Source organism: Halalkaliarchaeum desulfuricum (assembly GCF_002952775.1).
Lineage (GTDB): Archaea > Halobacteriota > Halobacteria > Halobacteriales > Haloferacaceae > Halalkaliarchaeum > Halalkaliarchaeum desulfuricum.
The window spans coordinates 3,140,817-3,166,772 of sequence record NZ_CP025066.1 but is presented as its reverse complement, the minus strand read 5'-3'; the positions used below and the strand labels follow the sequence as shown (position 1 = coordinate 3,166,772).

General features: G+C 64.8%; 27 protein-coding genes. 14 read left to right on the top strand and 13 right to left on the bottom strand.

Features of this window, described 5'->3' with window-relative positions; translation table 11 throughout:
- Window positions 1–15 precede the first annotated feature (15 nt).
- The 7 genes from AArcSl_RS15750 to AArcSl_RS17165 form a co-directional block, all read right to left on the bottom strand.
- Entirely contained in the window at window positions 16–1,722 is a 1,707-nt protein-coding gene (locus AArcSl_RS15750; RefSeq protein ID WP_133412187.1) for a reductive dehalogenase, read from the bottom strand.
- The gene (locus AArcSl_RS15745) at window positions 1,665–2,150 is read right to left on the bottom strand and encodes a DUF411 domain-containing protein (protein WP_119821298.1); all 486 of its coding nucleotides are present in this window, start codon (window positions 2,148–2,150) and stop codon (window positions 1,665–1,667) included. Before AArcSl_RS15745 ends, AArcSl_RS15750 begins: the two co-directional genes overlap by 58 nt.
- Before the next feature lie 29 nt (window positions 2,151–2,179).
- Window positions 2,180–2,992: a CBS domain-containing protein gene (locus tag AArcSl_RS15740; protein WP_119821296.1), complete on the bottom strand. Its 813-nt coding sequence runs from the start codon at window positions 2,990–2,992 to the stop codon at window positions 2,180–2,182.
- A 284-nt stretch (window positions 2,993–3,276) separates the two neighbouring features.
- Window positions 3,277–3,843, bottom strand: a complete 567-nt coding sequence (locus AArcSl_RS15735) for a cob(I)yrinic acid a,c-diamide adenosyltransferase (protein WP_119821294.1) — start codon at window positions 3,841–3,843, stop codon at window positions 3,277–3,279.
- Complete coding sequence (locus AArcSl_RS15730) at window positions 3,840–4,091, bottom strand: glutaredoxin family protein (RefSeq protein ID WP_119821292.1); 252 nt, start codon at window positions 4,089–4,091, stop codon at window positions 3,840–3,842. Before AArcSl_RS15730 ends, AArcSl_RS15735 begins: the two co-directional genes overlap by 4 nt.
- 76 nt (window positions 4,092–4,167) lie before the next feature.
- A complete protein-coding gene (locus tag AArcSl_RS15725; protein ID WP_343125500.1) occupies window positions 4,168–4,563 on the bottom strand; it encodes an acyl-CoA thioesterase in 396 nt (131 codons plus the stop codon).
- Window positions 4,564–4,594: 31 nt separating this feature from the next.
- Window positions 4,595–4,834, bottom strand: a complete 240-nt coding sequence (locus AArcSl_RS17165) for a hypothetical protein (protein ID WP_193588529.1) — start codon at window positions 4,832–4,834, stop codon at window positions 4,595–4,597.
- A 7-nt stretch (window positions 4,835–4,841) separates the two neighbouring features.
- Here AArcSl_RS17165 and AArcSl_RS15720 point away from each other — a divergent pair, with 7 nt between their 5' ends.
- The 7 genes from AArcSl_RS15720 to AArcSl_RS15695 all read left to right on the top strand — a co-directional run bounded on the left by AArcSl_RS15720 (window position 4,842) and on the right by AArcSl_RS15695 (window position 10,796).
- Window positions 4,842–5,816 carry a PstS family phosphate ABC transporter substrate-binding protein gene (locus AArcSl_RS15720; protein WP_119821290.1) on the top strand — a complete coding sequence of 325 codons (975 nt, stop codon included), beginning with the start codon at window positions 4,842–4,844 and terminating at the stop codon, window positions 5,814–5,816.
- Window positions 5,817–5,822: 6 nt separating this feature from the next.
- Window positions 5,823–6,761, top strand: coding sequence for a phosphate ABC transporter permease subunit PstC (gene pstC / locus AArcSl_RS15715; RefSeq protein ID WP_119821288.1), 939 nt, complete (start codon window positions 5,823–5,825; stop codon window positions 6,759–6,761).
- Complete coding sequence (locus AArcSl_RS15710) at window positions 6,761–7,621, top strand: PstA family ABC transporter permease (protein ID WP_119821286.1); 861 nt, start codon at window positions 6,761–6,763, stop codon at window positions 7,619–7,621. Before pstC ends, AArcSl_RS15710 begins: the two co-directional genes overlap by 1 nt.
- Window positions 7,618–8,655, top strand: coding sequence for a phosphate ABC transporter ATP-binding protein (locus AArcSl_RS15705; protein WP_245883297.1), 1,038 nt, complete (start codon window positions 7,618–7,620; stop codon window positions 8,653–8,655). Before AArcSl_RS15710 ends, AArcSl_RS15705 begins: the two co-directional genes overlap by 4 nt.
- A gap of 117 nt (window positions 8,656–8,772) precedes the next feature.
- Window positions 8,773–8,928 (top strand): DUF7838 family putative zinc beta-ribbon protein, encoded by a 156-nt coding sequence (locus tag AArcSl_RS17160; protein ID WP_193588479.1) that lies wholly within the window; start codon window positions 8,773–8,775, stop codon window positions 8,926–8,928.
- Between the two features lie 769 nt (window positions 8,929–9,697).
- Window positions 9,698–10,156, top strand: coding sequence for a hypothetical protein (locus AArcSl_RS15700; protein ID WP_119821284.1), 459 nt, complete (start codon window positions 9,698–9,700; stop codon window positions 10,154–10,156).
- Between the two features lies 1 nt (window position 10,157).
- The gene (locus AArcSl_RS15695) at window positions 10,158–10,796 is read left to right on the top strand and encodes an METTL5 family protein (protein WP_119821282.1); all 639 of its coding nucleotides are present in this window, start codon (window positions 10,158–10,160) and stop codon (window positions 10,794–10,796) included.
- A 25-nt stretch (window positions 10,797–10,821) separates the two neighbouring features.
- Here AArcSl_RS15695 and AArcSl_RS15690 read toward each other — a convergent pair whose 3' ends face one another.
- The gene (locus AArcSl_RS15690) at window positions 10,822–11,121 is read right to left on the bottom strand and encodes a DUF6432 family protein (protein WP_119821280.1); all 300 of its coding nucleotides are present in this window, start codon (window positions 11,119–11,121) and stop codon (window positions 10,822–10,824) included.
- A 134-nt stretch (window positions 11,122–11,255) separates the two neighbouring features.
- Between AArcSl_RS15690 and AArcSl_RS15685 the strand changes: the two genes are divergently transcribed.
- Both AArcSl_RS15685 and AArcSl_RS15680 read left to right on the top strand, forming a co-directional pair.
- Window positions 11,256–12,359, top strand: coding sequence for a DUF7093 family protein (locus tag AArcSl_RS15685; RefSeq protein ID WP_119821278.1), 1,104 nt, complete (start codon window positions 11,256–11,258; stop codon window positions 12,357–12,359).
- 37 nt (window positions 12,360–12,396) lie between these two features.
- On the top strand, window positions 12,397–12,780 hold the full coding sequence (locus tag AArcSl_RS15680; protein ID WP_119821275.1) for a DUF5611 family protein: 384 nt from the start codon (window positions 12,397–12,399) through the stop codon (window positions 12,778–12,780).
- Window positions 12,781–12,784: 4 nt separating this feature from the next.
- Here the strand turns inward: AArcSl_RS15680 and AArcSl_RS15675 are convergent, their stop codons facing one another.
- The 4 genes from AArcSl_RS15675 to AArcSl_RS15660 form a co-directional block, all read right to left on the bottom strand.
- Window positions 12,785–13,015, bottom strand: a complete 231-nt coding sequence (locus AArcSl_RS15675) for a DUF7573 domain-containing protein (protein WP_119822043.1) — start codon at window positions 13,013–13,015, stop codon at window positions 12,785–12,787.
- Between the two features lie 5 nt (window positions 13,016–13,020).
- Complete coding sequence (gene lysS, locus AArcSl_RS15670) at window positions 13,021–14,676, bottom strand: lysine--tRNA ligase (RefSeq protein ID WP_119821273.1); 1,656 nt, start codon at window positions 14,674–14,676, stop codon at window positions 13,021–13,023.
- Between the two features lie 4 nt (window positions 14,677–14,680).
- Entirely contained in the window at window positions 14,681–15,400 is a 720-nt protein-coding gene (pyrH, locus tag AArcSl_RS15665; protein WP_119821271.1) for a UMP kinase, read from the bottom strand.
- A gap of 106 nt (window positions 15,401–15,506) precedes the next feature.
- Window positions 15,507–16,292: a TrmB family transcriptional regulator gene (locus AArcSl_RS15660; RefSeq protein WP_119821269.1), complete on the bottom strand. Its 786-nt coding sequence runs from the start codon at window positions 16,290–16,292 to the stop codon at window positions 15,507–15,509.
- A 149-nt stretch (window positions 16,293–16,441) separates the two neighbouring features.
- Between AArcSl_RS15660 and AArcSl_RS15655 the strand changes: the two genes are divergently transcribed.
- The 4 genes from AArcSl_RS15655 to AArcSl_RS15640 all read left to right on the top strand — a co-directional run bounded on the left by AArcSl_RS15655 (window position 16,442) and on the right by AArcSl_RS15640 (window position 22,423).
- Window positions 16,442–18,376 carry a COG1361 S-layer family protein gene (locus tag AArcSl_RS15655; RefSeq protein ID WP_119821267.1) on the top strand — a complete coding sequence of 645 codons (1,935 nt, stop codon included), beginning with the start codon at window positions 16,442–16,444 and terminating at the stop codon, window positions 18,374–18,376.
- A gap of 15 nt (window positions 18,377–18,391) precedes the next feature.
- The gene (locus AArcSl_RS15650) at window positions 18,392–20,887 is read left to right on the top strand and encodes an efflux RND transporter permease subunit (RefSeq protein ID WP_119821265.1); all 2,496 of its coding nucleotides are present in this window, start codon (window positions 18,392–18,394) and stop codon (window positions 20,885–20,887) included.
- 96 nt (window positions 20,888–20,983) lie between these two features.
- Entirely contained in the window at window positions 20,984–21,865 is an 882-nt protein-coding gene (locus tag AArcSl_RS15645; protein ID WP_119821263.1) for a molybdopterin synthase, read from the top strand.
- A gap of 288 nt (window positions 21,866–22,153) precedes the next feature.
- The gene (locus tag AArcSl_RS15640) at window positions 22,154–22,423 is read left to right on the top strand and encodes a DUF7123 family protein (protein ID WP_119821261.1); all 270 of its coding nucleotides are present in this window, start codon (window positions 22,154–22,156) and stop codon (window positions 22,421–22,423) included.
- 93 nt (window positions 22,424–22,516) lie between these two features.
- Here AArcSl_RS15640 and thrS read toward each other — a convergent pair whose 3' ends face one another.
- Window positions 22,517–24,463: a threonine--tRNA ligase gene (gene thrS, locus AArcSl_RS15635; protein WP_119821259.1), complete on the bottom strand. Its 1,947-nt coding sequence runs from the start codon at window positions 24,461–24,463 to the stop codon at window positions 22,517–22,519.
- A gap of 193 nt (window positions 24,464–24,656) precedes the next feature.
- Here thrS and AArcSl_RS15630 point away from each other — a divergent pair, with 193 nt between their 5' ends.
- Complete coding sequence (locus AArcSl_RS15630; RefSeq protein ID WP_217563471.1) at window positions 24,657–25,952, top strand: MFS transporter; 1,296 nt, start codon at window positions 24,657–24,659, stop codon at window positions 25,950–25,952.
- Window positions 25,953–25,956: the final 4 nt, after the last annotated feature.

Sequence of the window (25,956 nt, the reverse complement as noted above, 5' to 3'; positions counted from 1 at the left end):
GAACGCCGTCACTCACTATTCCCGGGGGAGATCCGGATCCTGTGAGAGCCCGTAGGGCAGGTACGTCCGATCCCACGCCGTTTCCGGCGGGTGAAGGCCCACGTCGCCGAACGCCGACCGGCCGCTCGCATGGCCGCCGGCGAGATCGACCAGTTGCCGATCGATCCGTTCGGAACGCCCGGCGAGGACGGTGAAAAGCTCCGCCAGTCGCCCCCGTCCCTGGGTGAACGGACAGGTGACGATACAGTTCGAACAGCTCGACCCGTTCTCCATCCAGAAGCGGAGACAGGTTTTCGGCTTCTCGTACCACTTCCGGACGCCGTTTGCCTTCGTCGAGTCCCACGGCTCGTCGGTCGCACCGCGCCACGAAGACGGCGCCTCGCCCTCGTATTCCCACGTCCGACTCCCGTAGGGGATCGTATTCGACGGACAGTTCTCGACACAGATCCGGCACGTCTCGCAGAACGCGCCGACGCCGAACTCGACGTACGGGTCGACGGTGGCCGGCATGTCGGTGAGTACCTTGAACAGCCGGACGTTCGACCCGAACTGCGGGTGGATGAGCCGCCCGTGTCGACCCGCCTCCCCGAGGCCGGCGTCGATCGCCATGGGGACGCTCAGCCCGGTGTCGTTCAATGCGGGAATCGCCCCGTAGCCCATCGCCCGGATCCACGTTGCCAGGGCGACCGCCCCGGTGGCCATCCGACTGTATCCGAGCGCCCCCGACGCCGCCGAAACCGGGGTCGGCGAAGTGCGGGTGAGCGAAAGCGGCATCTCGGAGACGCCGACGACGACGCGGTCGAACCGCTCGGGGATCACCGTCCGGTCGTCGTCCAGAACCGGCTCGTCGACGTCTTCGAAGACGATCGGCGCGCCGTCCCCCCGGTGGGAGTAGATCCACCGCTCGTCGAGTTCGCCGACGCCGACGTCCGCACAGCCGGCGAGCCGGGCGACGGTGCCCAAAAGCGACCGCAGGCGATCGGGATCCTCGACGGTCGGCTCACGGTCGACCAACTCCCTCGTGGCGAAACCGCTCCCCTCGGCGACGTGTTTCTGAATGTCGAGCCGGTCGTCAGTGCGTCCGAAGCGGAACCCCTGGATCGCGCCGCTGACGCTCCCGAGGGCGGCCTCCAGCGCCCGATTGGCCCGTCCGAGTCCGGGATCGGCGGCTTCGACCGCCTCGTTGGCGGGATTCGGGATCGCATACGACGTCTCCGCCGTCTCGAGTCCCCGATCGAGCAACTCCCCCTCGTCGGCGACACCACCGTCCGACTCGTCGATCCATCTGGCGATGGCGCCGCGGAATCGGAAGTCGGTCTCGTTCGGTGGCCGTTCGTAGACGTCGTCGTCGACCTCGTAGGTGGGATCGTCGACGTACCGAACGCCGGGCGGCCCGTCGCTCGCCTCGAGCACCGCCTCCAGGCCCGACTGGGCGTCGTCGCCGACGAACGTCCGCTGGGCGAAAAGCGACGTCAGCACAGCGAGCCCGCCGCCGCCCGCGAACACACTCAAAAGAGTTCGTCGATCGATCTCGGCGTCCGCAAGTTCCGCGAGCAGTTCGTCGTACACCGCCGCGACGTCCTCGCGATCGACCGTCTCCTCGCTTTGGGCCATCTCTGCGAGCCCCTCCGGGAGCCGGGGGCCCGTGGCGGTACTGGATCGGGTCACAGTTCCGTGTAGACAGTCGGACTCTCGTCGGCCGAGAAGCCGTAGATCGTCCACGTCTCGTCCTTGCTGCCGCCCATCCCCGGGGAGCCCGACGGCATGCCCGGCAGCGCGATGCCGTCGAGGTCGGGCCCCTCCTCGAACAGCTGGACGATTACCTCGACTGGAACGTGGCCTTCGACGACGTAGCCGTCGAAATCGACGGTGTGACACGAGTGGAGATCGACGTCGATCCCGCGCTCCGTCTTGATCGCACCGAGATCCTCGGTGACGACCACCTCCAGCCCACCGTCGAGGTGATCGTCCAGGTAGTCGGCGTACACCTCACAGCAATTGCAGTTCGGGCCCTGATACAGCGTCGCTGCTGTCGCCGGAACGGTGTCCTCGACCGCCCAGTCGTCGGTGGCGTCGCCCAGACAGCCGGCTATCGACGCCCCGACTGCGGCCGTGGTCGCCAACAGCGCCCGTCTCGTGGTGTGAGTCATGAATACGTTGGATTCCCTGGCGTGCCGAGTTAATCGTCGCGTTTTCGTTCGGCCGTTCGTCCGTTCTTTTGTGCGTCCTTTCGTGCGTCCTTTCGACCGGTCTTCCGGCCGACCAGCGCGTACAGCAAGTCACGGTCCCGGAGCACCCCGACGAGCTGTTCCTGCTTCCGTACTGCCACCTGATCGACGTCTTTCGAGACCATGAGCTGTGCAGCATCCGTACAGCTTCGGTCGGCAGAGACGGTGGGAACGTCCTCGGAGACAATCTCCGAGACCGGTACCGCGGGAAGTTCGATAGTCAGGGTCGGGATCGGACCGTTTACCTCGAGTTCGATGCCTTCCCACTGACGGTCGTCGTCTCGATATTCGAGGTCGGGCGAACGCAGTTCTCCCTGGGTGAATCGAGCAGCGCCGACGACGTCTTTCTCGGTGAGTATGCCGACGGCAGCGCCGTTCTCGTCGAGGACGATTGCGGATGATTCCGAAGCGTTCGTTATTTGTCGTACTGCGACCGGAAGAGGGGTCCCGGCAAAGACGATGTTGACGGAGTCGGTGTACGCGTCAGCAACCGGGACATCGAGTGTGACAACCCGTCTGGCGATCGCCCGGACGACGTTCGTGATGGAGACGTGACCGACGCACTCGACGCCATTGCTGACGGGGACCTGTCGTTCGTTCGTCGCCAGGAGCCGTTCGGCAAGTTCCGGAATCGGAGTGTCCAGTTCGGGTACTGGCAGTTCAGTATCACGCTCCGCGTGGTCACTGTCGGTAGAACGCGTGAGGAGTACTTCTCGCGTGACAGTACCGCCGTCGGTGTTCCGAGTGCGCTGTTCGGGTGTCATTGGTGACTTTGTAGCCGGGGGATCATTGTCGGTCGCTGAAGGCAATCCGGGTCCGTGGTTCGTGACTGTATCTAGACGGTGGCCTTTTATGCGGTTTTTTATTGGGAAATCGGAGGTACAGGCGAGTCAAACTTTCAAAACAAGGGTTTCGAGCGATCCGTATTTGGATAACGCAAACAGCTTGCGAAAGCGAGTACGCGTCGAGCTGGATCAGGCTCGTCGGGTTCATCGCCGGTCTGCGGTGGAGTTCCGGCGGTCACACTTCTCCTCGACCCAATCGTCCGCTAGTACGTCGGCGACTCCTCGCGTTCGCCGTCGCGCCGGTTGACCAGCCGGGCGAACACGAACAGGGCGTCCGAAAGGCGGTTGAGATAGACGATCGCCTCCTCGTTTATCGGGTCGTCGGCCGCGAGCGCGACCGCCCGGCGCTCGGCTCGACGGACGACTGTCCGGGCGTGATGGAGCCGCGCCCCCGACTCGCTTCCACCCGGGAGAACGAACGACTCGAGGGGGTCGAGTTCCTCGTCGAACGCGTCGATCCACTCCTCCAGTTGATCGACGTGGTCCTCGCGGATCCGGGTGGCGCTACCCTCCGCGTGGCTTCCCTCGCCGCCATCCGTCCCGTCGGTACCGGGGCTGGCGAAGTCGGCCTGGATGATGTGGAGGTGGTTCTGGATCGCCGAAAGCGTCTCGTCGACGTCGTCATAGCCCGTCGGACGGATCGTTCCGACGAGGGCGTTGGCCTCGTCGACGGTGCCGTACGCCTCGATCCGATCGGAGGTTTTCGAAACGCGGGTGGCGTTTCCGAGGTCGGTCATTCCGTCGTCGCCGCGCCCGGTATAAATTTTCATCGGACACCCTCCGCGAGCGTCTCTTCGACGTACTCGAGGACGTTTTCGCTTTCACACATCGTGACGCCACGCTCCTCGTCGACGAGGACCGGGACGCCACGCTGACCGCTTGCGCGTTTTACCTCGTTTCGCTCGGAGTGGAGAGCTTCGACCCAGTGGGTATCGTATGTCACGTCCGCCTCCTCGAGCGCCTCGTGGACGTCCTCACAGAACGGACAGCCGTCCAGCGCGTACAGTGTAACAGTCATCACCGGGTGGACGGGGGCCACGCGCAAGTAAGTTCCCACGGCAGCAGCGACCCGAGAGCGCGGCGGTTTGGAGAGACTACAGGTCGTGGTACGTCGAGATCGTCTCCCGCCACTCATCGGGCAACTGCTTCGACGACCGTGTCTCGAAGTCGTATGCGACCTGTACGGACTCGGCGGTCGCGACCACACGGTCGTCGGCGCGGATCTCGTACTCCATGGGGACGCTCGAGTCACCCAGGTCCGGCACGTCGATCGCGACTTCGACCGATTCGGTGTCGGTCACCGGCTGCCGGTAGTCCACCGAAAGCGACGCGAGCACGATGTCCAGGTCGTGAATCCCGACTCCGATGATCGACTTGAGGTACTCGACGCGCGCCTGTTCGATGTACGTCACGTACACCGCGTTGTTCACGTGTCCGTACGCGTCGAGATCCCGAAATCGGACCTGCACGTCGGTCGTAAACTCGGCCATATCAGCGGTTGCGAGCGGGGACGACTTATACTCACGAGGTGACGCTGTCGAGGACTGCTGCAATTCTTGCTCCGTTTTCGATACACTCCTCTTCGTTTTCCGCACGTCGTTCGTGGTAGTCGCCACGCCCGGGCGCAGTTCGGTCGATACTGTCGTGTCGGACCGGGTTCGACCGCTCTGTGTCGCCGACACCGGACGATGTTGCTGATACAGCGTAGAGGGTGCCGATGTTGAGAGTAAACTCGTATATAACCGTTCCCCGGGCCTGCACGCATCTGATGACACGACGGTACTCGCGTCGCTCGGCGATGGGACTCGTAACTACAGCTTCCGGCCTCTCTCTTGCCGGCTGTCTCGGCGGTGGCGGCGACAGCGCTGTCCGGATCTCCGGGGGCGTCGGACCGCTCCCGATGGTGGAAGTGTGGGCGGATCTCTACGAGAATCACACCGAGACGACGTTCGACATCTCCGGGGGCGGAACCGGCGTCGGCGTCTCCGACGTCCTCAACGGTCAAGTCGACATCGCGATGATGGGGAGGGCACCCGAGCCCGAAGAGACAGAACAGGGACTGTTCGCCGTCCCGATGCTCATCGACACGGTCGTCGGCACCGTCAACGCCGACAATCCCGTTCTCGAATCGCTCGAGTCAGAGGGATTGACCCGGGAGGAGTTCGAGAGCGTCTTCACCAAAGAGATCACGAACTGGGGCGAACTCGTCGACGAGGACATCGACGAGGAGATCGTGGTCTACGGGCGGTCGGATGCGTCGGCGGCCTACAAACAGTGGGGAGACTTCCTCGGCGGCGACGACAACGCGTACACACAGAACGAACTCGAATCGGTCGCTGATGCGAATCACAACGGCGACCAGCCCGTCGCCGAGGCGGTCGGGAGCAGGGAGAACGCGATCTCCCTGAACAATATCAACTACGTGTACGACCTCGAGAGCGGCAAACTCGAGAGTGACATCCGGCCGGTACCGCTCGACACTGACGGCGACGGGCTCTCGTCCGAGGAGTCGTTTTACCGGACGCGGTCGGAATTCCTCCGCGCGGTCGAGGAGGGTCGGTATCCCGCCCCGCCGGCCCGCGAGATGTTCCTTGCCTCGAACGGGGAGTTCGACGGGGAAGCCGGCGAATTCGTCGAGTGGGTGCTCACCGAGGGCCAACAGCACGTCCGCGATAACGGCTACGTTCCCCTCGAGGAAAGCCGTCTCGCGGCGGCCCAGGAGCGTCTGGCGTCGGGGGCCTGAGCACACGTGGATCGTTCGACGGACGTCGGCCAGGACCAGTCGGCAGGACGGATCGACCGACGGCTCCTCGTCGAGCGCGCGAGCCACCGGTGGCTCCAGGCGGCCGGCTACCTCGCCGTAGGGCTGTTCGCCGCAATCGTGTTGACGTTAGTGTACGAGTCGCTGCCGCTGTTGGCGGAGTACTCGCTGGTGCAGGCGCTCACATCGGCGAACTGGGACCCCGCACAGAACGAGTTCGGGTTCCTACCGGCGATCGTCGGCACCGTGTACGTCACTGTGCTCTCGATGGCGATGGGGGCGCCGATCGCGATCCTCGCGGCGGTTTACATCGCCGAATACGCCGACGGGCGACTGAAGACGCTCGTTTCGTCGTTCATCGATGTGCTCGCTGCGATCCCGAGCGTCATCTTCGGGCTGGTCGCCCTGATCGTCGTCGTCCCTTTCGTCGGCGATTACCTCGCACCCGCCGTCGGCGTCGACGCGACCGGTGTCGGCATCCTGACGGTCAGCCTCGTGATGGCGATCGTCGTCACGCCGTTTATCATCTCGCTGTCCGTCGAGTCGCTCGAGGCGCTGCCGGACGAACTGCGTGAATCCTCGCTGGGCGTCGGCGCGACGAAGTGGGAGACGATCCGGTCGGTGCTGCTTCGGGCCGCCGGTCCCGGGATCTTCTCGGCCATGTTGCTCGGCTTCGGCCGCGTCTTCGGGGCGACGATCGTACCGGCGATGCTGATCGGCGGTCAGACACAACTCCCCGACTCCGTGTTTTCGACCGGCCAGACGCTGCCAACGCTGATCGTCAACGACTTCGGCGAACTGATGAGCCTCCCGCTGACCCAGTCGGCGCTCATCTTCGTCGGCCTCGTGCTCGTTGTCGTCGTCTGGGCGTTCAACTTCGGGGCGATGCTCGTCCGATCCCGGCTCCAGCGGAGGTGGCAGTACTGATGGACAGATACGCCAGACAGCGGCTTTTCGGGGTGTTCACACGCGGGGCCACAGCCCTGGTCGTCGGCGTGATGGGGCTCGTGGTCGGCGTGACGATCCTCCGGGGCGGTCGTGTTCTCCTTGCGGATCCGGCGATCGCGATTACGCCGCCAGGCTCCCGGTACATGCTCGAGGGGACTGGGGGGTTCCTGCATGCGGTGCTGGGAAGCGTCCTCATCGTCGGGCCGGCAACGGTGGTTTCGATGACGCTTGCGGTCTCGACTGCGCTGTACCTCCAGAGCGACTACTCGAGCAAGCGGTTCTCCGACGTTACAAACATGTTCCTGAACGTCCTGTGGGCAACGCCGCCGATCGTTTACGGCGTGTTCGTCCTCACGATCATCATTGCGATCGGGGCCCGGACGAGCCTCGTGTTCGGGATCGTTGCGATCGCGATCTTCCAGTACCCGATCATGACGCGGTACACCGACGAGGCGTTACGATCGGCGCCGGATGCGGTCGGGGAGGCGACGTACGGCCTCGGAGCGACACGGTTCGAGAGCGCGTTCATGACAATACGGGCGGCCCTGCCCGGCATCGTCGCCGGGATCGTAATGGGCTTCGCACGTGGGATCGGCGACGCCGCAACGGTGCTTTTCACCGCCGGTCGGAGCACGAACATGCCCGCCGGACCGTTCGAGCCCGCGACGACACTTCCGGTGTTGATCTTCGATCAGGCGATGTCGTTCAACGCCGAGGTTCGGGCCCACGCCTACGCCGCCTCGTTCGTGCTGATCGTCGCAGTGCTGGGACTGATTCTGACATCGAAGCTGCTGGCAGGGCGGTACGCACGGTTCGCGCCGGGGGGTCGACACTCGTGAGCGACGTGGACGGCGACCGGACGGTGGCCGCCACGGGTGACGGGTCGAATCGAGCGATCGATCACGAACGGAACCCAACTATGACCGACACGACACACGAAACAGGGGACGCACCGACGAACCGAACGGAACCGACCGACCGAATCGAAGGGGAAACGGATCGAACGGCGACAGGAACGCTGTCGACGGACGAGCTTTCGGTGACGTACACCGGCGACCGCGAGGTCCGGGCGGTCGAGGGTGTCACTCTGGAGTTCGAGCCGAACCAACTGACGGCGATCATCGGCCCGTCCGGTTGTGGCAAGTCGACGCTTTTGAAGTCGCTCAACCGGCTACACGAGATCCAGCCGAACGTCGAAATCGATGGAGACGTTCGACTCGGCGGCGAGTCGATCTACCGGACGGACGAGCCCGTGCCGGAGATCCGGCGGCGGATCGGCTACGTTCCACAGGAACCGACGGCGTTGCCCCTTTCGATCTACGAAAACGTCGCGTACGGCATCCGGATCCACGGGCGGTACGACTCGAAGGCGGAACTCGACGAACTGGTCGAGTCGTACCTGCGGAAAGTGAACCTCTGGAGCGAGGTGAACGATAGGCTCAACGCCCCCGGGGCCGAACTCTCGACCGGTCAGATCCAGCGGCTCTGTCTCGCCCGTTCGCTCGCCGTCGAACCCGAGGTGCTCCTGTGTGACGAGGTCACCTCGGCGCTCGATCCACTCTCTGCGGAGACTGTCGAGGAGACACTCGCGGAACTCACCGACGACTACACGATCATCATGGTTACTCACAGTATGGCGCAGGCGAGGCGAATCGCCGATTCCGTCGTGTTCCTGTACCTCGGGGAAATCGTCGAGGCGAACGACGTGCGGACGTTCTTCGAGGAACCCACTGAAGAACGAACGAGGCAGTTCATTGGAGGTCCGACACCGGTCGAGGAGCCGGGGTCGGGAGCCGCTACTGCTGGGACTTCCGGTTCCGATTTCGCCCCCGACTCGACGACCGAGGTGGACGCGACGGGGGCCGGACGGTAGTTGGTTGCTCATTCTATATAGCGCTATTTGATTTATCTACCCGTTTCGTCGCGTTCACTTGAAAGACCGGAACAGTAAATCCCAATATTCAATTTGGTCGACCGTGGATCACGTGGTATGGAACGCAACGAAGAGTGTCCGGAGTGTGGTAACGAACAGAAGTTCTGGCTGACTGCGTCGATGGAAGTCCATCTGGGGGAGAAGACGAAGTGGCGCTGTAGCGAATGTAACTTCGGGTTCATCGAGATCAACGGGATCTCGACGCTCGCCTGAACGGTCGATCGCCCACCGTTTGGCACAAACTGGGTAGCGATAGCGTCCCTCTTCTCGCCAACGGTCCCGAAACGGTTGCTCCGACCCCCCCATCGGTCCAACCCCACTCCCTAACAGTAGTTGGCAACACGACTCAGGTTTATAGGCGAATCCACAGTAATCGAGTTCGGAACGCCAGTTTGCGCGTTCCGACCCAAAGCAAATCACAGTGCCAACAACTGCTAATCAGGCCTCTCGACTCGTTCCTGCGGTTCTGTCGGTGCTCCTCATCCCTCTTAAGTGAACGTCGGCCGCTGCAAGAACCGCGACGACCGGGGCGCAGACTGGTGATTGTCGGGAATCTCGATTATCGAGCTTCGATCGCACGTACGAAGGGTATAAAGCACATAATGCTATATTAAATACGGGTGGCGGGCCGAAGCCAGCGAGTGGCGGCAACCGTCGACGCCCGGGGGGTCAGTAACGGTTCGTCGGCCGGACTGCTCGATACCTTCGTCGGAACCGATCGAGACTCACCGTCAGAAAGGGGAGGGGGATGGAGCGTGTGACTTTCCCCCGTGATTACGTACAACCCCCGGGGACATAGTTGTGGGAGATGTTTTATAATTTGATAACGGAACTGGAAATCAAGGGGAAGAAATCCATGACGGCATCCGAACGCACGTTCGATGGAAAACAGGCCTTCGTTCAGCCCCGCTCTGGAGAGCACCGTGATATTACTATCTAACATAAACAAAACCTTTAGTATAACCAGAAGCTATTGACCGGTATGAGCACGATCGAATCCGCCGGGACGGACGGGACACTCTCCGGAGAACCGAGCGACCGTACAGCCGAGACGGCAGCCGACGCCGATTCGGTAGGGTGTCGACCGACGGACGCGACCCCCGTCGAGATCGACGCAGAACAGTTGGAGTCGACCGCGAAACCGTATCTGCAGGAACTGAAGACGCACCTACTCGCGAACGGCCGCCAGCCGGCCCACCTCGTAATCGAGACGACGTTCGACCAGCCGGGATCGATAGCGATCCACCGCGAGGCCGATCGACTCCGTCGTCACCTGCGGGCCGCCTCGTTCCTGGGTGCCGGGCGCGTGACCGTCGAGATCGACGACGTCTCGAACCCGGATCGGGTCGCCCCCGCGCTGTCCGCGATCGAAGAGCGGGCACGCCGCGAAGGGATCGCGCTGTCGGTGAGTGCCCCCGAAAGCGTCGCCGTCTCCGCCTGACGTGTCGTCCAAGCGAAACCTGGCGACCCAGCTCGCGGTCGTCGCGGGGTTCGAGGATCCGGACGCGAGCCTGGAGCAGTATCCAACCCCACCGGAGCTCGCGGCGCACGTGATCCACGTCGCGGACCTACAGGGCGACATCGAAGGGCAGACAGTCCTGGATCTCGGGACCGGGACCGGAATGCTCGCACTGGGAGCTGCCCTCCGCTCACCGGCGCGCGTGGTCGGAATCGAGATCGACGCCCCGGCGCTGTCGATCGCGCAGCGAAACGAGCGCCGGGTTGGGTCGACCGCTCCCGTCCACTGGGTCCGGGGGGACGCCGGCCGCCCGCCGATCCGGTCAGAGGGCCCCACGACGGTCGTCATGAACCCGCCGTTCGGCGCCCAGGACGGACAGCGCCACGCGGATCGTCGCTTCCTCGCGACCGCCGCCGGGCTCGCGGACGTCTCCTACTCCATTCACAACGAGGGGAGTCAGGAGTTCCTGGAGGCGTTCGCGTCGGACAACGGCGGTACGATCACACATGCATTCAAAGCGGAGTTCGAACTGGAACACCAGTTCGACCACCACACCGAAGACCGGCGCGAAGTCGGCACGGAAGTGTACCGGATCGTGTGGAACTCCGATCGCGGTGCCTGATCCTTGGCGGTATGCCCCTCGACAGTTAGAGCCCGAGACGCTCGCGGATCTCTTCGAGGAACCCGTGGCGCCCGCCGGAGTCGTTCCCCGTCTCCGGCACCACGCGATCGGCGGGCGTGATCCTGACCGCCTCGTCGGTGTGGTCTACGTGGATGAGGCCCTCGTCCTTCAGCGCCGCGAGCGCCTCCTCGAGTTCGTCGATTCCCGCGTCGACGGCCGTCCGGAGTTCGAGCACCGTCATCCCCTCCTCGGCTCGATCGACGAGCGCGTCGAGCACCGCGACCTCCGTGTCGGGGCGATCGCGGTACTCCGGCTTCGCCTGCATACGCGTACGAACGGCGGGGGACCGTTTACGTCTACCGGCAGATAGGTTCGAACGGTCGCACGTGTCCACAGCGTCAGCCGTCCGTCAGACAGCGAGCGTGGCGCTTTTGGTAGAGGAAGCCGCTCTTCCAGCCAATGGGACTCAGGTGTCTGCTCGGACACGACTTCACCGAGCCCGAACTCGAGCGCGACCGGGAGACCTCGGGCGGGGAAGTCGTCATCACAGTACGGGAGGTAAAGACGTGCCGCCGATGTGGGGAAACCCAGATCGTCAGCGAAAACAAGGAGGTCACGTCAGTCGAACAGCTCGCGGAAACGGCCCGGGAGATCGAACACGAGGGCGAACCGTCGGAGTCGACCCCCGAGCCGTCGGAGTCGCCCTCCGAGCCGTCGGAGTCGACCCCCGAGCCGCCTTCTGAGGCGGTTGACGCCGCCGAACCGGAAGTCGGGGACGAAGACATCGACGAGGGGCCCGGAGCCGGCCCGGACGAGGAGGACGTAGTGGATGCGTCCGGAGTGAGCAGCGCCGACGAGGGAACCGATTTCGAAGACGACGACGTCCCGCAGGACACCGAAGAGGACGACGGGATCATCCTCGAGGACGGACCGGCAGATCCGGACCGGACTCCGGGCAGCTGGCCGGACGCGAGCGACACACACCAGGGGGACGAGGATCCGATGTCCGAGGGCGACGAAAGCGCGGCCGGCGATGAAAGCACAGCCGGCGACGAGCTCACCGAAGGCGAACGCGCCGAACCGTGGCCGGACCAGCGCGGTGAAGACGAGGGGTACGACGCCGAGCCCGGCGGCGGAACGCCGGAAGGCGTCTCCTTCGGGAGCGGGCTCACGCCCGAGGCGAAAGACGGACAGTCGCCGGAAGACGACGAAGGGGTCGAGTTCATCGAAAGCTCCAGGGACGTGTCGGGTTCCGGAGGGCGGTGGCCGGATCCGACTGACGCTCCCGACGAGGACGGCACCGATACCTCCGACGTGGACGACGACGCCGACAGCGAGGACGCTTCCGGCGCGGCGGAGACGGACGCAGCCGAAGACACGGAGTTCACTCGGGCCGCCGACGCCGTCGACGCGAGCAAGGGGACGCCGTTCGAGACGGAGTTCTTCTGTCCGGAGTGTGGCCACACAGCCCCGGCCGAGGGGTCGTCACTGCGGACCGGCGACATCTGTCCGGAGTGTCGGCGGGGATACATCGCAGAGCGGGAACGCGCACGAGAGCGGTGACGAAACAGGTAAACGTCACCCTTTCAAACGGACGCCCATGAAGGAGTACAAGATGCGCCGCGGGGAGCATCTGGACGAGCGGGTGCCGGACATGAAAGGAAAAATCGAAGAGTACTTCGGCGAGGTGGCCGGCACCGACGAGATGGGCGGCCACGAACTGTACGTCGTCGAGGATCCGGACAACCCAGTCTTCGAACGGATCCTCGCCGGAGCGGCGAAATACAGCGGCAAGAAGGACAAGCTCGCCGTTCACTTCGAGGAACGTCCGGCCGAGGACGTCATCGCCGAGGGGAAGGCGGATGCCGCCGCCGAGGCCGTCTCGCTGAAGAACGACTTCCTCGAGGAGGTCACCGGCCGGGACGCGAAGTCCCGCCGAGAGTCGATGAAACGCGCCGTCGAAGACGACGCTCCCGACGTCTGATCGGTCACCACTCCTTGCAGTCGGCACAGACGAACGTATTCTCGTGACGCCATAGCCGGAACACAGTCGAGTCACAGTCGGGACACGTCTCGCCATCACTCGACCAGCGCGACGTAGCGACGGCGGGATCTGTGTCGTCGACCGACTCGTCCGGATTGTCGCCGGCGGACGGTTCAGTTTGTCCGTCCTCGTCGTCGGTCGGAACGAAGTCGTCGAGCGAGTACTCTTCGGACACGGCGATCACTCCTCCCGACGGAGGCGCGCGACGACGAAGTCGCGCTCGAGTTCACCCAGGAACTCGCCCAGGCGGGGCCCCTGCGTCTCGTCGAAGAACAGCCGATAGCCCGCCTCGAAGAACTCGCCGACCTCGAGGTCGTTTTGCCTGGCGATCTCGTACATCTCCCCCTGGATCTCCTCCCCGTCGTGGCCGGCCTCGACGAACGATGCGAGTTCTTCGAGTGCCGTCTCGGTTGCTTCGTCGAACTCGATGTCGGGGAGGTCAGCCTGGAGCCGGTAGTTGTACTCGTTGTCCATGCGCTCGGCCCACGCCCGGGCCTTCTCGACCCGATCGAGCGCCTCCGCGACCGCCCAGTCGGGCGTGTCGGGCTCGAGGTGTCCCTCCTCGCGGGCGAGTCGCTCGCGGAACTGTCGGTCCTCGACCATCCCGAGTACCGCCGCGAACGTGTACGGGAGACGGATGCGGTCGGGATCCGGTTCGGTATCCGGACCGAGAACGTACGGGTACGCCCGCTTTGCCGTCCGGGTGAGCTCCTCGTCGTCGACCTCGCCGAAGTACGCCCGCTCGAACCGATCGAAGTCGTCGACCAGCTGGTCGAGCCGCGAGAGATCGAGGTTGCGGGCCTTCGACGGATCCAGCGCGAAGAAGTACCGGATCACCGCCGGCTCCAGCAGTTCCAAAAGCTCCGACACCGTGACGACGTTTCCCGCCGACGAAGAGAGTGCCTCCCCGTCGAGCGTGAACCACTCGTAGGTCATCGGAACCGGCGGCTCGATCCCGAGGACGTTGCGCGCGATGTCCTCGCCGCTGGGCCAGGAGCCCTCGGCGTGGTCCTTGCCGAACGGCTCGAAGTCCACGTCGAGCACCTCCCACTGGGCGGGCCACTCGAAGCGCCAGGGCAGCTTCCCCTCACGGAACGTGGCGGTCCCCTCGTGGCCGCACCCCTCGATCGTGGAGTCGCCGACCTCCAGGTCGGTACAGCGGTACTCGACGGAGCCGGCGTCGACGTCGACTGCGGTCACCGTCTCGGTGATCTTCCCGCACTCCGCACAGATCGGGTTGAACGGAACGTACGAATCGTCGATCCTGGCCTGATACTTCCCCAGAACCTCCCGGGCGAGGTCGAGGTCCGAGAGGATCCGCCCGATAACGTCGTCGAAGGCGCCCTCCTCGTACAGGTCGGTGTTCGAGAGCATCTCGACAGGGATGTCCAGCCGTTCGGCGTCGGCCTGTAAAAGTGCGGCAAAGTGGGCGGCGTACGACTCCGCCTCGCCGAAGGGGTCCGGGATCGCGGTGTACGGCTTGCCGAGGTTGCGGCCGAGCGCGCCGGCGTCGACGTCGCCCAACCCGACGAGGTTGCCGTCCCGATCCGCCAGCGTCCGGGGGAGCTTCCGCAGGGGATCCCGGTCGTCTGAGGTGAACACCTGTCGGACCTCGTGGCCGCGGTCCCGGAGCACGGCCGCCACGAAGTAGCCGCGGATGATCTCGTTGAAGTTCCCGAGGTGGGCCACCCCCGACGGCGAGACGCCCCCTTTGATCACGATCGGCTCGTCGGGATCGGTGGCCTCGATCTCGTCGGCGACTGCCTCCGCCCAGAACGCTCGGCGCTCTGTTCCGGGGTCACCGTCGGTGGGGGAATCGGAGTCGTCAGCGGTCATGGAATCACTCGACCTGTGTCCAGTAGGTCGGTCGATCGCTCTCCTCGGGAACGACGTCTGTTCCGGTGTGCTCGCCGCGCAACACCGCGTCGCCGACCCGATCGGGTTCGGTGCCGTCGAGCACCACGGTGCGGATCCCGCCGCGCTGGATGAGCTTCGCGGCGAGCAGGTCCACGGGCGCCGACGCGCCAGCACCCCGGCTCATCGGCACGATGATCTCCACGAGTTCTTCCGGCGAGAGCTCCGCATACTGGGTCGCGGAGTCGTCACGGTTCGGATCCGCGTCGTACACCCCGTTGGCGCTGGTGGCGTACACGAGCAGGTCGGCGTCGACTGACTCGGCGAACGCGGCGGCGACCGCGTCCGTGCTCTGGCCGGGGGCGACCCCGCCCATCACGGCGACGTCCCCGCGACGGAGCGCCTCGCCGGCGGCGTCGTACTCTTCGGCCGGCGACAGGTTCGCAGCCTGTCCCAGCGCCGCGATCAACAGTCTGGCGTTGAGTCGCGTCGCCCCGATCCCGAGCTGGTCGAGCTGTACTTCGTTCGCGCCCAGTTCCCGCCCTGCGCCGATGTACTCCCGGGCGACCTTGCCGCCGCCGGCGACGACGCCGACGTCACATCCCTCGTCGACGAGCGTCTCGATCACGGAGGCGTACGCGGCCACGCGGTCCGGATCCAGATCCGGCGCGAGCACGCTGCCGCCGATAGAAAGAACGACTCTCATTGCCACTGGATAGCCCTGTTCCGCTCTTAAGGATTGTCAACCATCGGTCAGTGTCATTTTCGAGATCGTGCCGCAGAAGCCGTGCCGCAGAAGCCGTGCCGTCGTTTCACTCTTCGAGTGCCTCTGAAAGCGAGTGTTCCACCAGCGAGACGAGCATCCGTGCGAACCCCGAATCGCCGCTCCAGAACGCCGTCTCCTCTTCGCCATCGACGGGCTCGGGCACCAGAACGCTGTGGAGCACGCTCGCGTCGTCGACGACGAGCAGACGGGCGACGTGTTCGTCCTCGGACATACTCTCCGGCGGCTCGATCGCGGTGACTTCCTCGACATCTGCAAACAACTCGAGTGTCGCTCGATCGCTGCTTATCACGACGACTTCGACCCCGTCAGCGGCACGTTCGGCCAGCAGCTGTACGTGACGGTCGGGGACGAACCGCTCGGCGCGGGCGCCGAGGACGATCCGAGTTTCGGCCCCGCCGACGAGCTGGGCGACGCGGCCGTCGATCGCCTCGCGGCCGCGAACCGTCCAGATCTCCTCGCGCGTCTCGGCATCGGGGGACTGTAATCGCTCGAGTTCCTCGAGTCGATCGACGACCGTCTCGAGGTCCCGTTCGAACCGCGAGCGCAGGATCGACTCCACCTCTCCGGGAGCGACGGCGTGATACTCCTTGGGCTGGGCGTGCTGGACGTACAGTAGGCCGAGCTCCTCGAGATCTTCGGTGGTGCCGTACACCTGCGACCGCGGGACGTCAGTCGCGTCGGCGATCTCTCGAGCGGTCGCGGACCCGAGCCGGCCGATTCCGAGGAGAACCCTCGCCTCCGTCCGCGTGAGCCCGAGCCGGACGAGCGCCGAACTCGCCGCGTCGTCGCTCCCTCGATCCGGGGATGTCATCGAACGCCACCGGGGAAAGGCGGCACATATTTACGCAACGACATTGTTAGTAGCATCATACTAACACTGCGATATATGAGTTCCGAACCGCCGTTCCCCACCGCCCTCCAGTATCGTTCTCGAGCGTCTCACTCGGGGGACACCCGACCGTGAGCTCCCGAACGTGGCTCGCCGTCGGGTTCGCCGTCGCGATGGTTCTCGCCCTGCTCGCGATCCCGGTTGCGGGTACCGGATTCACCAGGGGAGAACCCGACATCGACGTGTATCTCCCCGAAAACGAAGTCACGCCCGGCGAGGACGCGACACTCGAACTGCAACTGCAAAACGACGGCGACCTGGCGACCGGAACACAGCGTGACGCCGTCCTGACCGCCCGAAGTACCACCGTCGAGGTGCGGGACGGCGGTCCCTTCGAGGTGCGGACCGGAACCACCCCCGTCGGGACGATACAGGACGGCATGGCCGTTTCCGCCCCCGTCAGGATTACAGTTCCCGAGGACCTCGAGCCCGGCGAGTACGAAATCGACCTCCGGGTCCGGTACTCCTACACCCAGCAGACACAGACGGGATCGGACATCCCGTTCGATCGCACCGCGAGGGAAACCCACACCGTGACCGTTCGAGTCCTTCCAGACTCGCAGTTCGAGATCGTCTCGGTGAGCGGCGACGTCCAGCCCGGAAGCGGCGGCGAAGCCGCCGTCGAGATCCGAAACGTCGGCTCGGAGACCGCTCGCGAAGCGCGCGCCACCCTGACCGGAGCCGGCGGGCTCGTCTTCGACGGCGGCGCTGCCGAAGCCTTCCTCGGCGACCTCGAACCCGACGAATCCGCCACCGTCGCCGTCGACGCGTCGCTGCCGGCCGACGCCACCGCCGCCCCCAAGCCCGTCTCGGCGAGCGTCCAGTACCGCGACGGCGACGGCCGCGATCGGGAAGCTCGCGCACGGAACGGCAGTCTCGTCCCCATCGCCGAACAGTCCTTCGACATCCGCGATCTCGATGGGACGCTGTCGACCGGGTACGGTGGAACGATCACCGGCACCGTCGTCAACGACGGCCCACGAAACGCCTCCGGCGTCGTCGTCACCGTCGACTCGGATTCGCCCGCGGTCCAGATCGACGAACCGCGCGTGTCGATCGGTGACCTCGAAGCAGGCGAGGCCCGAACATTCCGGGTCCGGGCCGGCGTGGCCGCCGACGCGGATCCCGGCCCCAGACAACTCTCCGTCACCGTCGGCTACGAGGACGACCACCGGAGTTCGCTCCAGGCCGACCCCGTCACCCGGCGCGTCGACGTCGCGGAAACCCGGTTCGACGTCGTCGACCTCGAGGACACCCTCTCGGTGGGATACGACGGGACGATCACGGGGACGCTCGAAAACCACGGCGACAACCCGATCGAGGACGGCGTCCTCACCATCGAGCCGGCCTCCGACTCGCTGTTCGTCGAGGAGCGCCGCTACGCGCTCCCCCGGCTCGAACCGGGCGAGTCGACCGCCTTCGAGTTCCCGACCGACGTCAGCGGGCAAGCCGACGCGGGTCCCCGACAGGTGAGCTTCACCGTCGAGTTCCGCGGCGCGACCGGCCGGACCGTCCAGTCCGAGCCGATCACCCGTCGCGTAGTCGTCGACGAACGTCGACCGGAGTTCTCGCTTTCGGCCCCCGACGCATCCGTCGAAGCGGGCGGCTCGACTACCCTCGAGATCGAGATCACCAACGACCGTCCGGAAACGCTCTCGAACATCGACGCCAGACTGTACGCCGAGAGCCCGTTCGACTCGACGAGCGACGAAGCGTTCGTGACCGAACTCGGGCCCGGCGAGACCGCGACACTCCAGTTCCAGCTGTCGGCTGACGACGGGACGATGCCCAAAACCTATCCCGTCGAACTCGACTTCCAGTACGACACCGAGCGGGGCGACACCGTACTCTCGAACACGTACAAACAGGCTGTGGAGGTCCAGCCTGCCGCCGATGACGACGACGGACTGCCGATCGAACTCGCCCTCGTCGGCGTCGGCGCCCTGATCGTCGTCGGGGCGGCAGTGATCCTCTGGCGGCGACGATCGGCCGGCGGCAGACCGTGAGGGGGACGGGAAGCGATGGCTGAGCCCGACGAGAAAGACCCCGTAACGCGGACGGTGAACCGGCTGGTCACGGAGCGGCCCTGGACGGTCGTCGCCGTCTTCCTGCTGCTTACAGCCGGATTCGCCGTGGGGATCGGCACCGACGCCGAACAGCAGGCGGGCGCCGACCAGTTCACCGAGGACATCGAGGAGTTCGAGGCGTTCGAGGAGATGGAGGAGGCGTTCGCCACTCGGGGCCGCGAGGGCGGCGGGGCCGGCGCCACGGTCTTCGTCAGGGACGACCGGAACGTGTTGTCCGAACAGTCGCTGTTGCGGATGCTCGAGGCGCAACAGCGCCTCGAAGATCGGGACAGGCTCCGGATCACGGGAACCTCGAGTCCAGCGTCGACCATCGCACGCGAGCTGGATCCGGGGGCCACGACCGTCGAGGCCCAGCAACGGGCGATCGAACGGGCATCCCCCAGACAGTTGCGCGAAGCGATCCAACAGGCGGAGGAGCAGGGAGCACTCGGTGGGGTCAGCACCGATCTGAACCCGTCGGCAGGATCGGCGTCGACGGCGCAGCTCCAGGTGAGCTACGACCTGCCCGCCGGCGCCGGACAGTCGGACCGGGCGGCGCTGCAGTATCGAACGATCGACGTGCTCGAGACCGTCGACGGCTACACGGTAAACGACAACGTCGTCGTCTTCGCGGACGCGCTGCTCGAAGACGAGATCCTGCAACTGCTCAACGACACCGCGATCGTGGTCTTCCCGGCGGCGATACTGTTGATCGTCTTCTTCCTCGTGCTCGCGTACCGGGACCCCGTCGATCTCGGCGTCGGCGTCGCCGCGCTCGTGATGACACTCGTGTGGACGTTCGGATTCATGGGATACGCCGGGATCCCGTTCGGCGACACGATGGTGACGATCTTCCCGCTGTTGCTCGCGGTTGGGATCGACTTCGGCATCCATATTATCAACCGGTACCGCGAGGAACGACAGGACGGTGCAGGGATCGACGCCGCGATGACGCTTACGACTCGACAGCTGACAGCGGCGTTTCTCATCGTCACAATCACCACCGTGTTCAGCTTCGCGGCCAACCTGACGAGCCCACTGGGTAGCCTGCAGGACTTCGGGCTGGTCGCGGCCGCCGGCATCACCTTCACGTTCCTCATTTTCGGGGTGTTCCTTCCGGCGGCGAAGGTCGGCTTCGACCGACTCCGAGAGGGACGGGGGTTCCCCCAGTTCGGAACGAAACCGCTCGGGAGGGAGGGATCGCTCCTGGGTGTGATCCTGCCGGCGGGGGTTTCACTCGCCAGGGTGGGCGCCGCCGGCGTTCTCATCGTCGCACTCGTGGGCGGGGGCGCGGCCGGGGCATACGGAACGGGCGTCGACACGGAGTTCTCCCAGGAGGTGTTCTTCCCGAACGAGGAGCGGATCGAACAGTACGAGCGGCTCCCAGAACCGTTCAAACCGGGGACGTACTCGTTCCTGGAGGTGATCTCGACCCTCGAAAACGACTTCGATCAGGGATTCATCGGGAGTGTGACGCTGTACATCGAAGGGCCGGAAGTGCGTTCTGACGCGACCTTCCGGGAGATCGACCGCGCGACGCGGGACCCCCCGCCGGCGTTCGCCGGCGACCGGCGGGAGGCGGACGCGAGCAGCGTGCTCTCGGTGACGCACCAACACGCCGCGGAGAACCCCGAGTTCGGCGCGCTCGTCCGTCAGACCGACACCACCGGCAACGGAGTTCCCGACCGCGACGCCGATCGTGTGTTCGAGTCGCTGCTCGATTCCCCGCGCGGCGACCAGGCGCGGAGCTACCTCACCGACGACCGCAGCGCAACCCGAATTCAGTTCCAGCTCACCGCGGACGCCGACGCAACTGACGCCACCCGCGACGCGCGGCTGGTCGCGGATCGGTTCCAGACGCTGGAGGCGACGCCGACCGGTCAAATCGTGGTGAATCAGGCGGTGATCGACCGGATCACCGAGTCGGCGATCGTGAGCCTGTTCGTCGCGTTCGGGCTGACAGCGGTGTTTCTCGCGATCAGCTATCGGCTGCTGGAGGGGCGGGCGATCTACGGGATCATCAATCTGGTTCCGGTCGTCGTGACCGTCGCGCTGCTTGCGGGATCGATGCGGCTGTTCGATATCTCCTTGACGCCGATCAACGCGCCGATCCTCGCGGTTTCGATCGGGCTCGGGGTCGACTACACCGTCCACTTCATGCACCGGTTCGTCGACGAGTTCGACGGCGATCCCACCGTCGACGTGTACGAAGCCCTGCTGGTGACCGTTCGGGGCACCGGCGGTGCCCTGACCGGCAGTATGCTCACGACCGTCACCGGAATCGGGGTGCTGTACGTCGCGTTGATCCCACTGATCGCGGAGTTCGGAATCCTGATCGCGCTGGGGGTGCTGTACGCCTATCTCGCGGCGATCCTGCTGCTTCCGGCCACGATTGTGGTGTGGGTCCGGGCCGAAGCCAAACTTCGGGGTGTCGAGACCGCGGCAGTGTGATTGTCGAAACCGCAGCAGTGTGACCGCCGAGACCGACGTCGGCCGAGCGGAAGTCCGGCGGAAAGCCATTTATCCACGCGACCCCGGGAACTAGGTATGCAACCACTCAGCGTCGTCGGCCCCGGCGCCGGCGCCGTCGTGCGATCGCTCGCAGCGCGGCTCGACGGCCGGGTCGCCACGGTACTGCCAGCCGAACGCGAGACGACAACCGGAGGAGACGCGGGCGTCGCGGACGGCGGAATCGCCACCGGAGCCGCCGAGTCGGAGCCGGACGTAGCGACGACGGTCGAACTGGGCGAAGATGGCGCCTGGAGAGTCAGCGGAACCGACGGTACGTTCACCGATCTCCTCGAGACGCTCGCGCCGACCCACGACTACGTGCTCGCGGCCGGCTTCACCCGATTGCGGGTGCCAACGGTTCGGTTGACCGGCGGTGACGAACGACTCGACGTGGACGGGAGCCAGGCCCCCGCCGTGGACGAAATCGCAGGCGAGGTCGTCGAGACGGCCGCAACGCCGGAGGAGTTGGACCTCGACGCACTCGCCGCCGAAATCGACAGTTTCGAGCCGTACGTCACCCTGGAGGAACTGGTCCGGGAGGCGAAAGCGTCGCCGATGGCGGAGCGGTCGGGTGCGATCGCGACGTTCACCGGCCGCGTGCGGGTGAAGGACGCTCCCGACGACGATCGGACCGAACGGCTGGTCTTCGAGCGGTACGACGGCGTCGCAGAAGAGCGGATGAACGAAATCAGAGCGCGGCTGGAATCCCGAGAGGAGGTGTTCGAGGTGTTGATGCACCACCGCTCGGGCGTCATCGAGGCCGGCGAGGACATCGTCTTCGTCGTCGTCCTCGCGGGCCACCGCAAGCAGGCGTTCCGGGCGGTCGAAGACGGGATCGACCTGCTGAAAGAGGAAGTGCCGATATTCAAGAAGGAATCAACCGAAAGCGAGGAGTTCTGGCTCCACGAGCGCGAGTGAGTATCTCCGACGACGGGGTTCTCGTCGATCGAAAGCGAAGTTCTCGTCGATCGAAAGCGGGTTTCGACGCCGAAAACGCTGTTCACTCGCCGACCGAATGGTGCGGTTTCTCTCCGCAATTTGAAGATTCAGAGTGCGTTTTAAAACTTCTAAGGATATCTAAAACGTTCGTAAAACGTTCGTCAGACACGTTTCACCGGCAACACTGTCCTGAAAGCGGCTGAATCACCCCTAACGTTCCTGCCTTTATAACATCCCCTCGGCACAATGGACGGGTGAGGTGTCACAATGAGCGCGACTGCAACTCCCTCCACCGACGCGACGTCGGAGACGGACTCCACCGAAGGCTCGAAAGAGGAACGTCTCCGATCGTATCTCCGAAAGCGCGCCGAAGACGGCGAACTCTACTTCAAGAGCAAGTTCATCGCCGACGACGTCGACCTCTCCCCGAAGGAGATCGGCGCCCTGATGGTGAAACTCAGCGACTCGGCCACGGACCTCCAGATCGAGAAGTGGTCCTACACCGGCGCGACGACCTGGCGCGTCGAGCCCGCGTAAACGACCCCGAAACGAACACGAAGCGCCCCTCCACCCGGGACGTCGTTCGGTCCCCGCCGACCGCGCTCCCCGGGAAATCAATCGACCCCTAGCTCACGCGAGGAAATCCGGTTCGGTCCGTTTCTCCTCGCGTTCGGTTTCGAGGTGTGAGCGGAACGCTTCCAGTTCGACGTCCCCTTTTTCCCGCTCGAACCGATCCCGCACGGAAACGGTCCCGGACTCCTCCTCGTCGGGGCCGACGACCAGCATGTACGGCAGCCGGTCGTCGTGACCGGCCCGGATCTTCCGCCCGACCGTCCAGTCGCGGTCCTCGACCTCGACCCGGAACCCCGCCTCCGCGAGTTCGTTTTTCACGCGGTGGGCGTAGCCGAGCGTCTCGTCGCTCACCGGAAGGATTCTGACCTGTTCGGGGGCGAGCCACAGCGGGAAGTTCCCGTCGAAGTGTTCGATGAGCACCATGAAGAAGCGCTCGTAGCTGCCGTACAGCGCCCGGTGAATCATCACCGGGCGGTGCTCGGCGTTGTCCTCGCCCGTGTAGGTGAGATCGAACCGTTCGGGCATGTTGAAGTCCAGCTGGACGGTCGGCCCGTCCCAGCTGCGGCCGAGTGCGTCCTCGAACGCGAAGTCGATCTTCGGACCGTAGAAGGCGCCGTCGCCGGGTTCGAGGTCGTAGTCATAGCCGTCGGTTTCGAGCACCTCCCGCAGCTGTGACTCCGCAGAGTCCCAGATTTCGTCGCTGCCGACCGACTTCTCCGGCCGGGTCGCAAGCGCCACCTCCACCTCGAGGTCGAACGTCTCGATCACCTCGAAGATGAGATCCATCACCTGTCGGACCTCCCCTTCGATCTGGTCCTCGCGGACGAACAGGTGGCCGTCGTCGATGGTGAACGACCACACCCGCGAGAGTCCGGACAGCTCGCCGCGCTGCTCTTTCCGGTACACCTTCCCGTTCTCGAAGTACTGCTTGGGGAGCTCCCGGTAGGACCAGGACTTCTGATCGAAGATCGTCGCGTGGCCCGGACAGTTCATCGGCTTGAGCGCGTACTCCTCGTCGTTGACGTCCAGCAGGAACATGTCGTCCCGGTAGTTGTCGTAGTGGCCGGACTTCTTCCACAGCTCCGTGCGGAACAGGTGCGGCGTTTCGACCTCCTCGTAGCCGGCATCCCGGTTGAGTTCGTTGGCGTACTCCTCGAGTTCACGGAGCACGGTCTTGCCGTTGGGGTGATACAGCGGGAGCCCGGGACCCGTCACCGTCGGGATCGAAAACAGGTTCATCTCCCGGCCGATTTTCCGGTGATCGCGCTTTTTGGCCTCCTCGCGCCGCTCGAGATACCCCTCGAGATCGCTTTCGGTCTCGAACGCTGTGCCGTACACCCGGGTGAGCGTCTCGTTGTCCTCGTCGCCGCGCCAGTACGCAGACGAAATGTTCAGGAGGGTCACGGCGCCGACCTCGCCGGTCGACTCGACGTGTGGCCCTCGACAGAGGTCCTCCCAGTCGTCCTGGACGTAAAAGGAGACGACCTCCTCGTCTGCGGCCTCGTCTTCGAGGATCTCGCGTTTGAATCGGTTGTCCGAGTAGCCCTCGATCGCCTCCTCGCGTGGGCGCTCGACGCGGTGGAGTTCGTAGTCGGCCTCGACGATCCGCTCCATTTCGTCTTCGATCTCCGCGAGGTCGTCCTCGTCGAGGTCGACGCCCGTCACGTCGTAGTAGAAGCCCTCGTCGGTCGGGGGGCCGATCGCGAGTTTCGCCTCCGGATACAGTCGCTGGAGCGCCTGTGCGAACACGTGGGCTGCGGTGTGTCGAAGTACCTGCAGGTACTCATCGGCGTCCTCGGTGACGATCTCGAGGCGCGCGCCGTCGGGAACGACGGCTGCTTTGTCGACCAGTTCGCCGTCGACGACACCCGCGACGGTGTCCCTGCCCAGCCCCGGCCCGATCTCGTAGGCGACGTCCTCGACTGTCGATCCCTCCGGTACGGAAAGCTGTGATCCGTCCGGAAGGACGACCGTCACGTCTGCCTGGGCGTCGCTCTCGCTCATGTCACTGAGAAGCCGGACGAGCGGGATAAGTGTTTTTGGACGCCGGCACGGCATCACAGGGTTCCAGCGATGGGCTCCGTTCGACCCCAGTTCCGTGCCCCGTTCCTCGGCCAATGTGACCGCTTTCCACTTATTGAAACCGCCACTCGGAGAACTTCCGCGACGTTCCCTCGCCCCGGAACGTGCTACGACAGTGGCAAGCAACGCTTCCGAACGGAGTCCGATCGACCTGTTTCGCGACCTCGAGTTCGTCGCGTTAGCGTCGATCCGGTTCGTCAGTGGGATGGCCTTCGCGACGATCATCATCGCGCTCGCGCTCTATGCGGATCTCTTCGAGGCGTCGGGTATCGCGGCAGGGCTGTTTGGGAGTGCCTACGCGATCGTCAGACTCGTTCTCGTGCTTCCACTGGGCCGGAAGATAGACCTCGGGAACTCGAAGCGATACCTGCTCGTCGGACTCGGACTCAACGTCCTGTTGCTGGTTGGATACATCTTCGTCAGTGCTCTCGAGCACGTCATCTTCCTCCGTGGCTTCCAGGCTGTCGGGTCGATGATCCTCTGGATCACCGGGGTGGCGGTCGTCGGCGAGATCGCTCCCGATACCGAGCGCGGCCTCTGGATCGGGACGTACAACCAGGTTCGCTCGATCGCGAGTCTCGGCGGGGACCTGGTCGGTGGCGTCCTGCTGTTCGTCTACGGATTCACCACCACCTACACGGTACTGATCATCTTGACGGTGATATCGACGGCGATGGTGTTCGCGTTCCTTCGGGACGATCCGGGGACGCGCGCGGATCCGGAGGAGGCGACCGGTGTCGAGTCGTTGATCCGGTTGCTCAGGCGGCGGGCGATCCTGGCACTCGTCGTCTTCCGGTTCTCGTTCAGTTTCGGTAAGATGGCGGTGATCATCTTCCTCCCGATCTACGCGCGGACGGAGTTCGGGATGAACGCGTTTCTCATCGGCGGGATTCTCGCTGGAGGTAAGTTGACGAAGGGACTCGCGCAGGGATACGTCGGTGCGTGGGCGGACCGCGTCGGCAGGGAGGAGTGGTTCATCTTCGCGGGTACCGTTGGCTACGCGATCGGCACGGCGATGATCCCGGCTGCGGCCTTCGCATCGCTGTTCTTGACCGCCGTGACCGTATCCGGGATCGGCAGGGAGATCGTCGTCGTTCCGGGGTTCTTCTTCCTGTTTGTCGCGTACGCCATCCTCGGATTCGCGGATAGCCTCCGGCTTCCGACGAGCATGGCGCTGTTCGTCGAGGAAGGGGAGTATTTCGACTCGGCTGCCGGCAGTCTCTCGCTCCGGTCTGTATCATGGCAAGTCGGCGCGATATTCGGGCCCGTGGTCGTCGGTGCGACCTTCGACCACGTCTCCTTTTTCGGCGGGTTCTGGCTTGCCGCAGGGGTGATGATCGTCGCCGGGATCGTTTTCCTGTTCCTCTTCGAAGCAGAGGCAGCACCGAAAGAAACCACGGTCGAAAACTGAGACC

What these genes read in the sequence shown, in the direction of transcription:
- AArcSl_RS15735 (WP_119821294.1), bottom strand. Translation starts at nt 3,843, where the DNA reads ATGAAAATTTATACCGGGCGCGGCGACGACGGAATGACCGACCTCGGA.
- AArcSl_RS15725 (WP_343125500.1), bottom strand. Translation starts at nt 4,563, where the DNA reads ATGGCCGAGTTTACGACCGACGTGCAGGTCCGATTTCGGGATCTCGAC.
- AArcSl_RS15710 (WP_119821286.1), top strand. Translation starts at nt 6,761, where the DNA reads ATGGACAGATACGCCAGACAGCGGCTTTTCGGGGTGTTCACACGCGGG.
- pyrH (WP_119821271.1), bottom strand. Translation starts at nt 15,400, where the DNA reads ATGAGAGTCGTTCTTTCTATCGGCGGCAGCGTGCTCGCGCCGGATCTG.
- AArcSl_RS15660 (WP_119821269.1), bottom strand. Translation starts at nt 16,292, where the DNA reads ATGACATCCCCGGATCGAGGGAGCGACGACGCGGCGAGTTCGGCGCTC.
- AArcSl_RS15720 (WP_119821290.1), top strand. Translation starts at nt 4,842, where the DNA reads ATGACACGACGGTACTCGCGTCGCTCGGCGATGGGACTCGTAACTACA.
- AArcSl_RS15685 (WP_119821278.1), top strand. Translation starts at nt 11,256, where the DNA reads ATGGGACTCAGGTGTCTGCTCGGACACGACTTCACCGAGCCCGAACTC.
- AArcSl_RS15645 (WP_119821263.1), top strand. Translation starts at nt 20,984, where the DNA reads ATGCAACCACTCAGCGTCGTCGGCCCCGGCGCCGGCGCCGTCGTGCGA.
- AArcSl_RS15700 (WP_119821284.1), top strand. Translation starts at nt 9,698, where the DNA reads ATGAGCACGATCGAATCCGCCGGGACGGACGGGACACTCTCCGGAGAA.
- AArcSl_RS15740 (WP_119821296.1), bottom strand. Translation starts at nt 2,992, where the DNA reads ATGACACCCGAACAGCGCACTCGGAACACCGACGGCGGTACTGTCACG.
- thrS (WP_119821259.1), bottom strand. Translation starts at nt 24,463, where the DNA reads ATGAGCGAGAGCGACGCCCAGGCAGACGTGACGGTCGTCCTTCCGGAC.
- lysS (WP_119821273.1), bottom strand. Translation starts at nt 14,676, where the DNA reads ATGACCGCTGACGACTCCGATTCCCCCACCGACGGTGACCCCGGAACA.
- AArcSl_RS17160 (WP_193588479.1), top strand. Translation starts at nt 8,773, where the DNA reads ATGGAACGCAACGAAGAGTGTCCGGAGTGTGGTAACGAACAGAAGTTC.
- AArcSl_RS15650 (WP_119821265.1), top strand. Translation starts at nt 18,392, where the DNA reads ATGGCTGAGCCCGACGAGAAAGACCCCGTAACGCGGACGGTGAACCGG.
- AArcSl_RS15690 (WP_119821280.1), bottom strand. Translation starts at nt 11,121, where the DNA reads ATGCAGGCGAAGCCGGAGTACCGCGATCGCCCCGACACGGAGGTCGCG.
- AArcSl_RS15730 (WP_119821292.1), bottom strand. Translation starts at nt 4,091, where the DNA reads ATGACTGTTACACTGTACGCGCTGGACGGCTGTCCGTTCTGTGAGGAC.
- AArcSl_RS15745 (WP_119821298.1), bottom strand. Translation starts at nt 2,150, where the DNA reads ATGACTCACACCACGAGACGGGCGCTGTTGGCGACCACGGCCGCAGTC.
- AArcSl_RS15680 (WP_119821275.1), top strand. Translation starts at nt 12,397, where the DNA reads ATGAAGGAGTACAAGATGCGCCGCGGGGAGCATCTGGACGAGCGGGTG.
- AArcSl_RS15640 (WP_119821261.1), top strand. Translation starts at nt 22,154, where the DNA reads ATGAGCGCGACTGCAACTCCCTCCACCGACGCGACGTCGGAGACGGAC.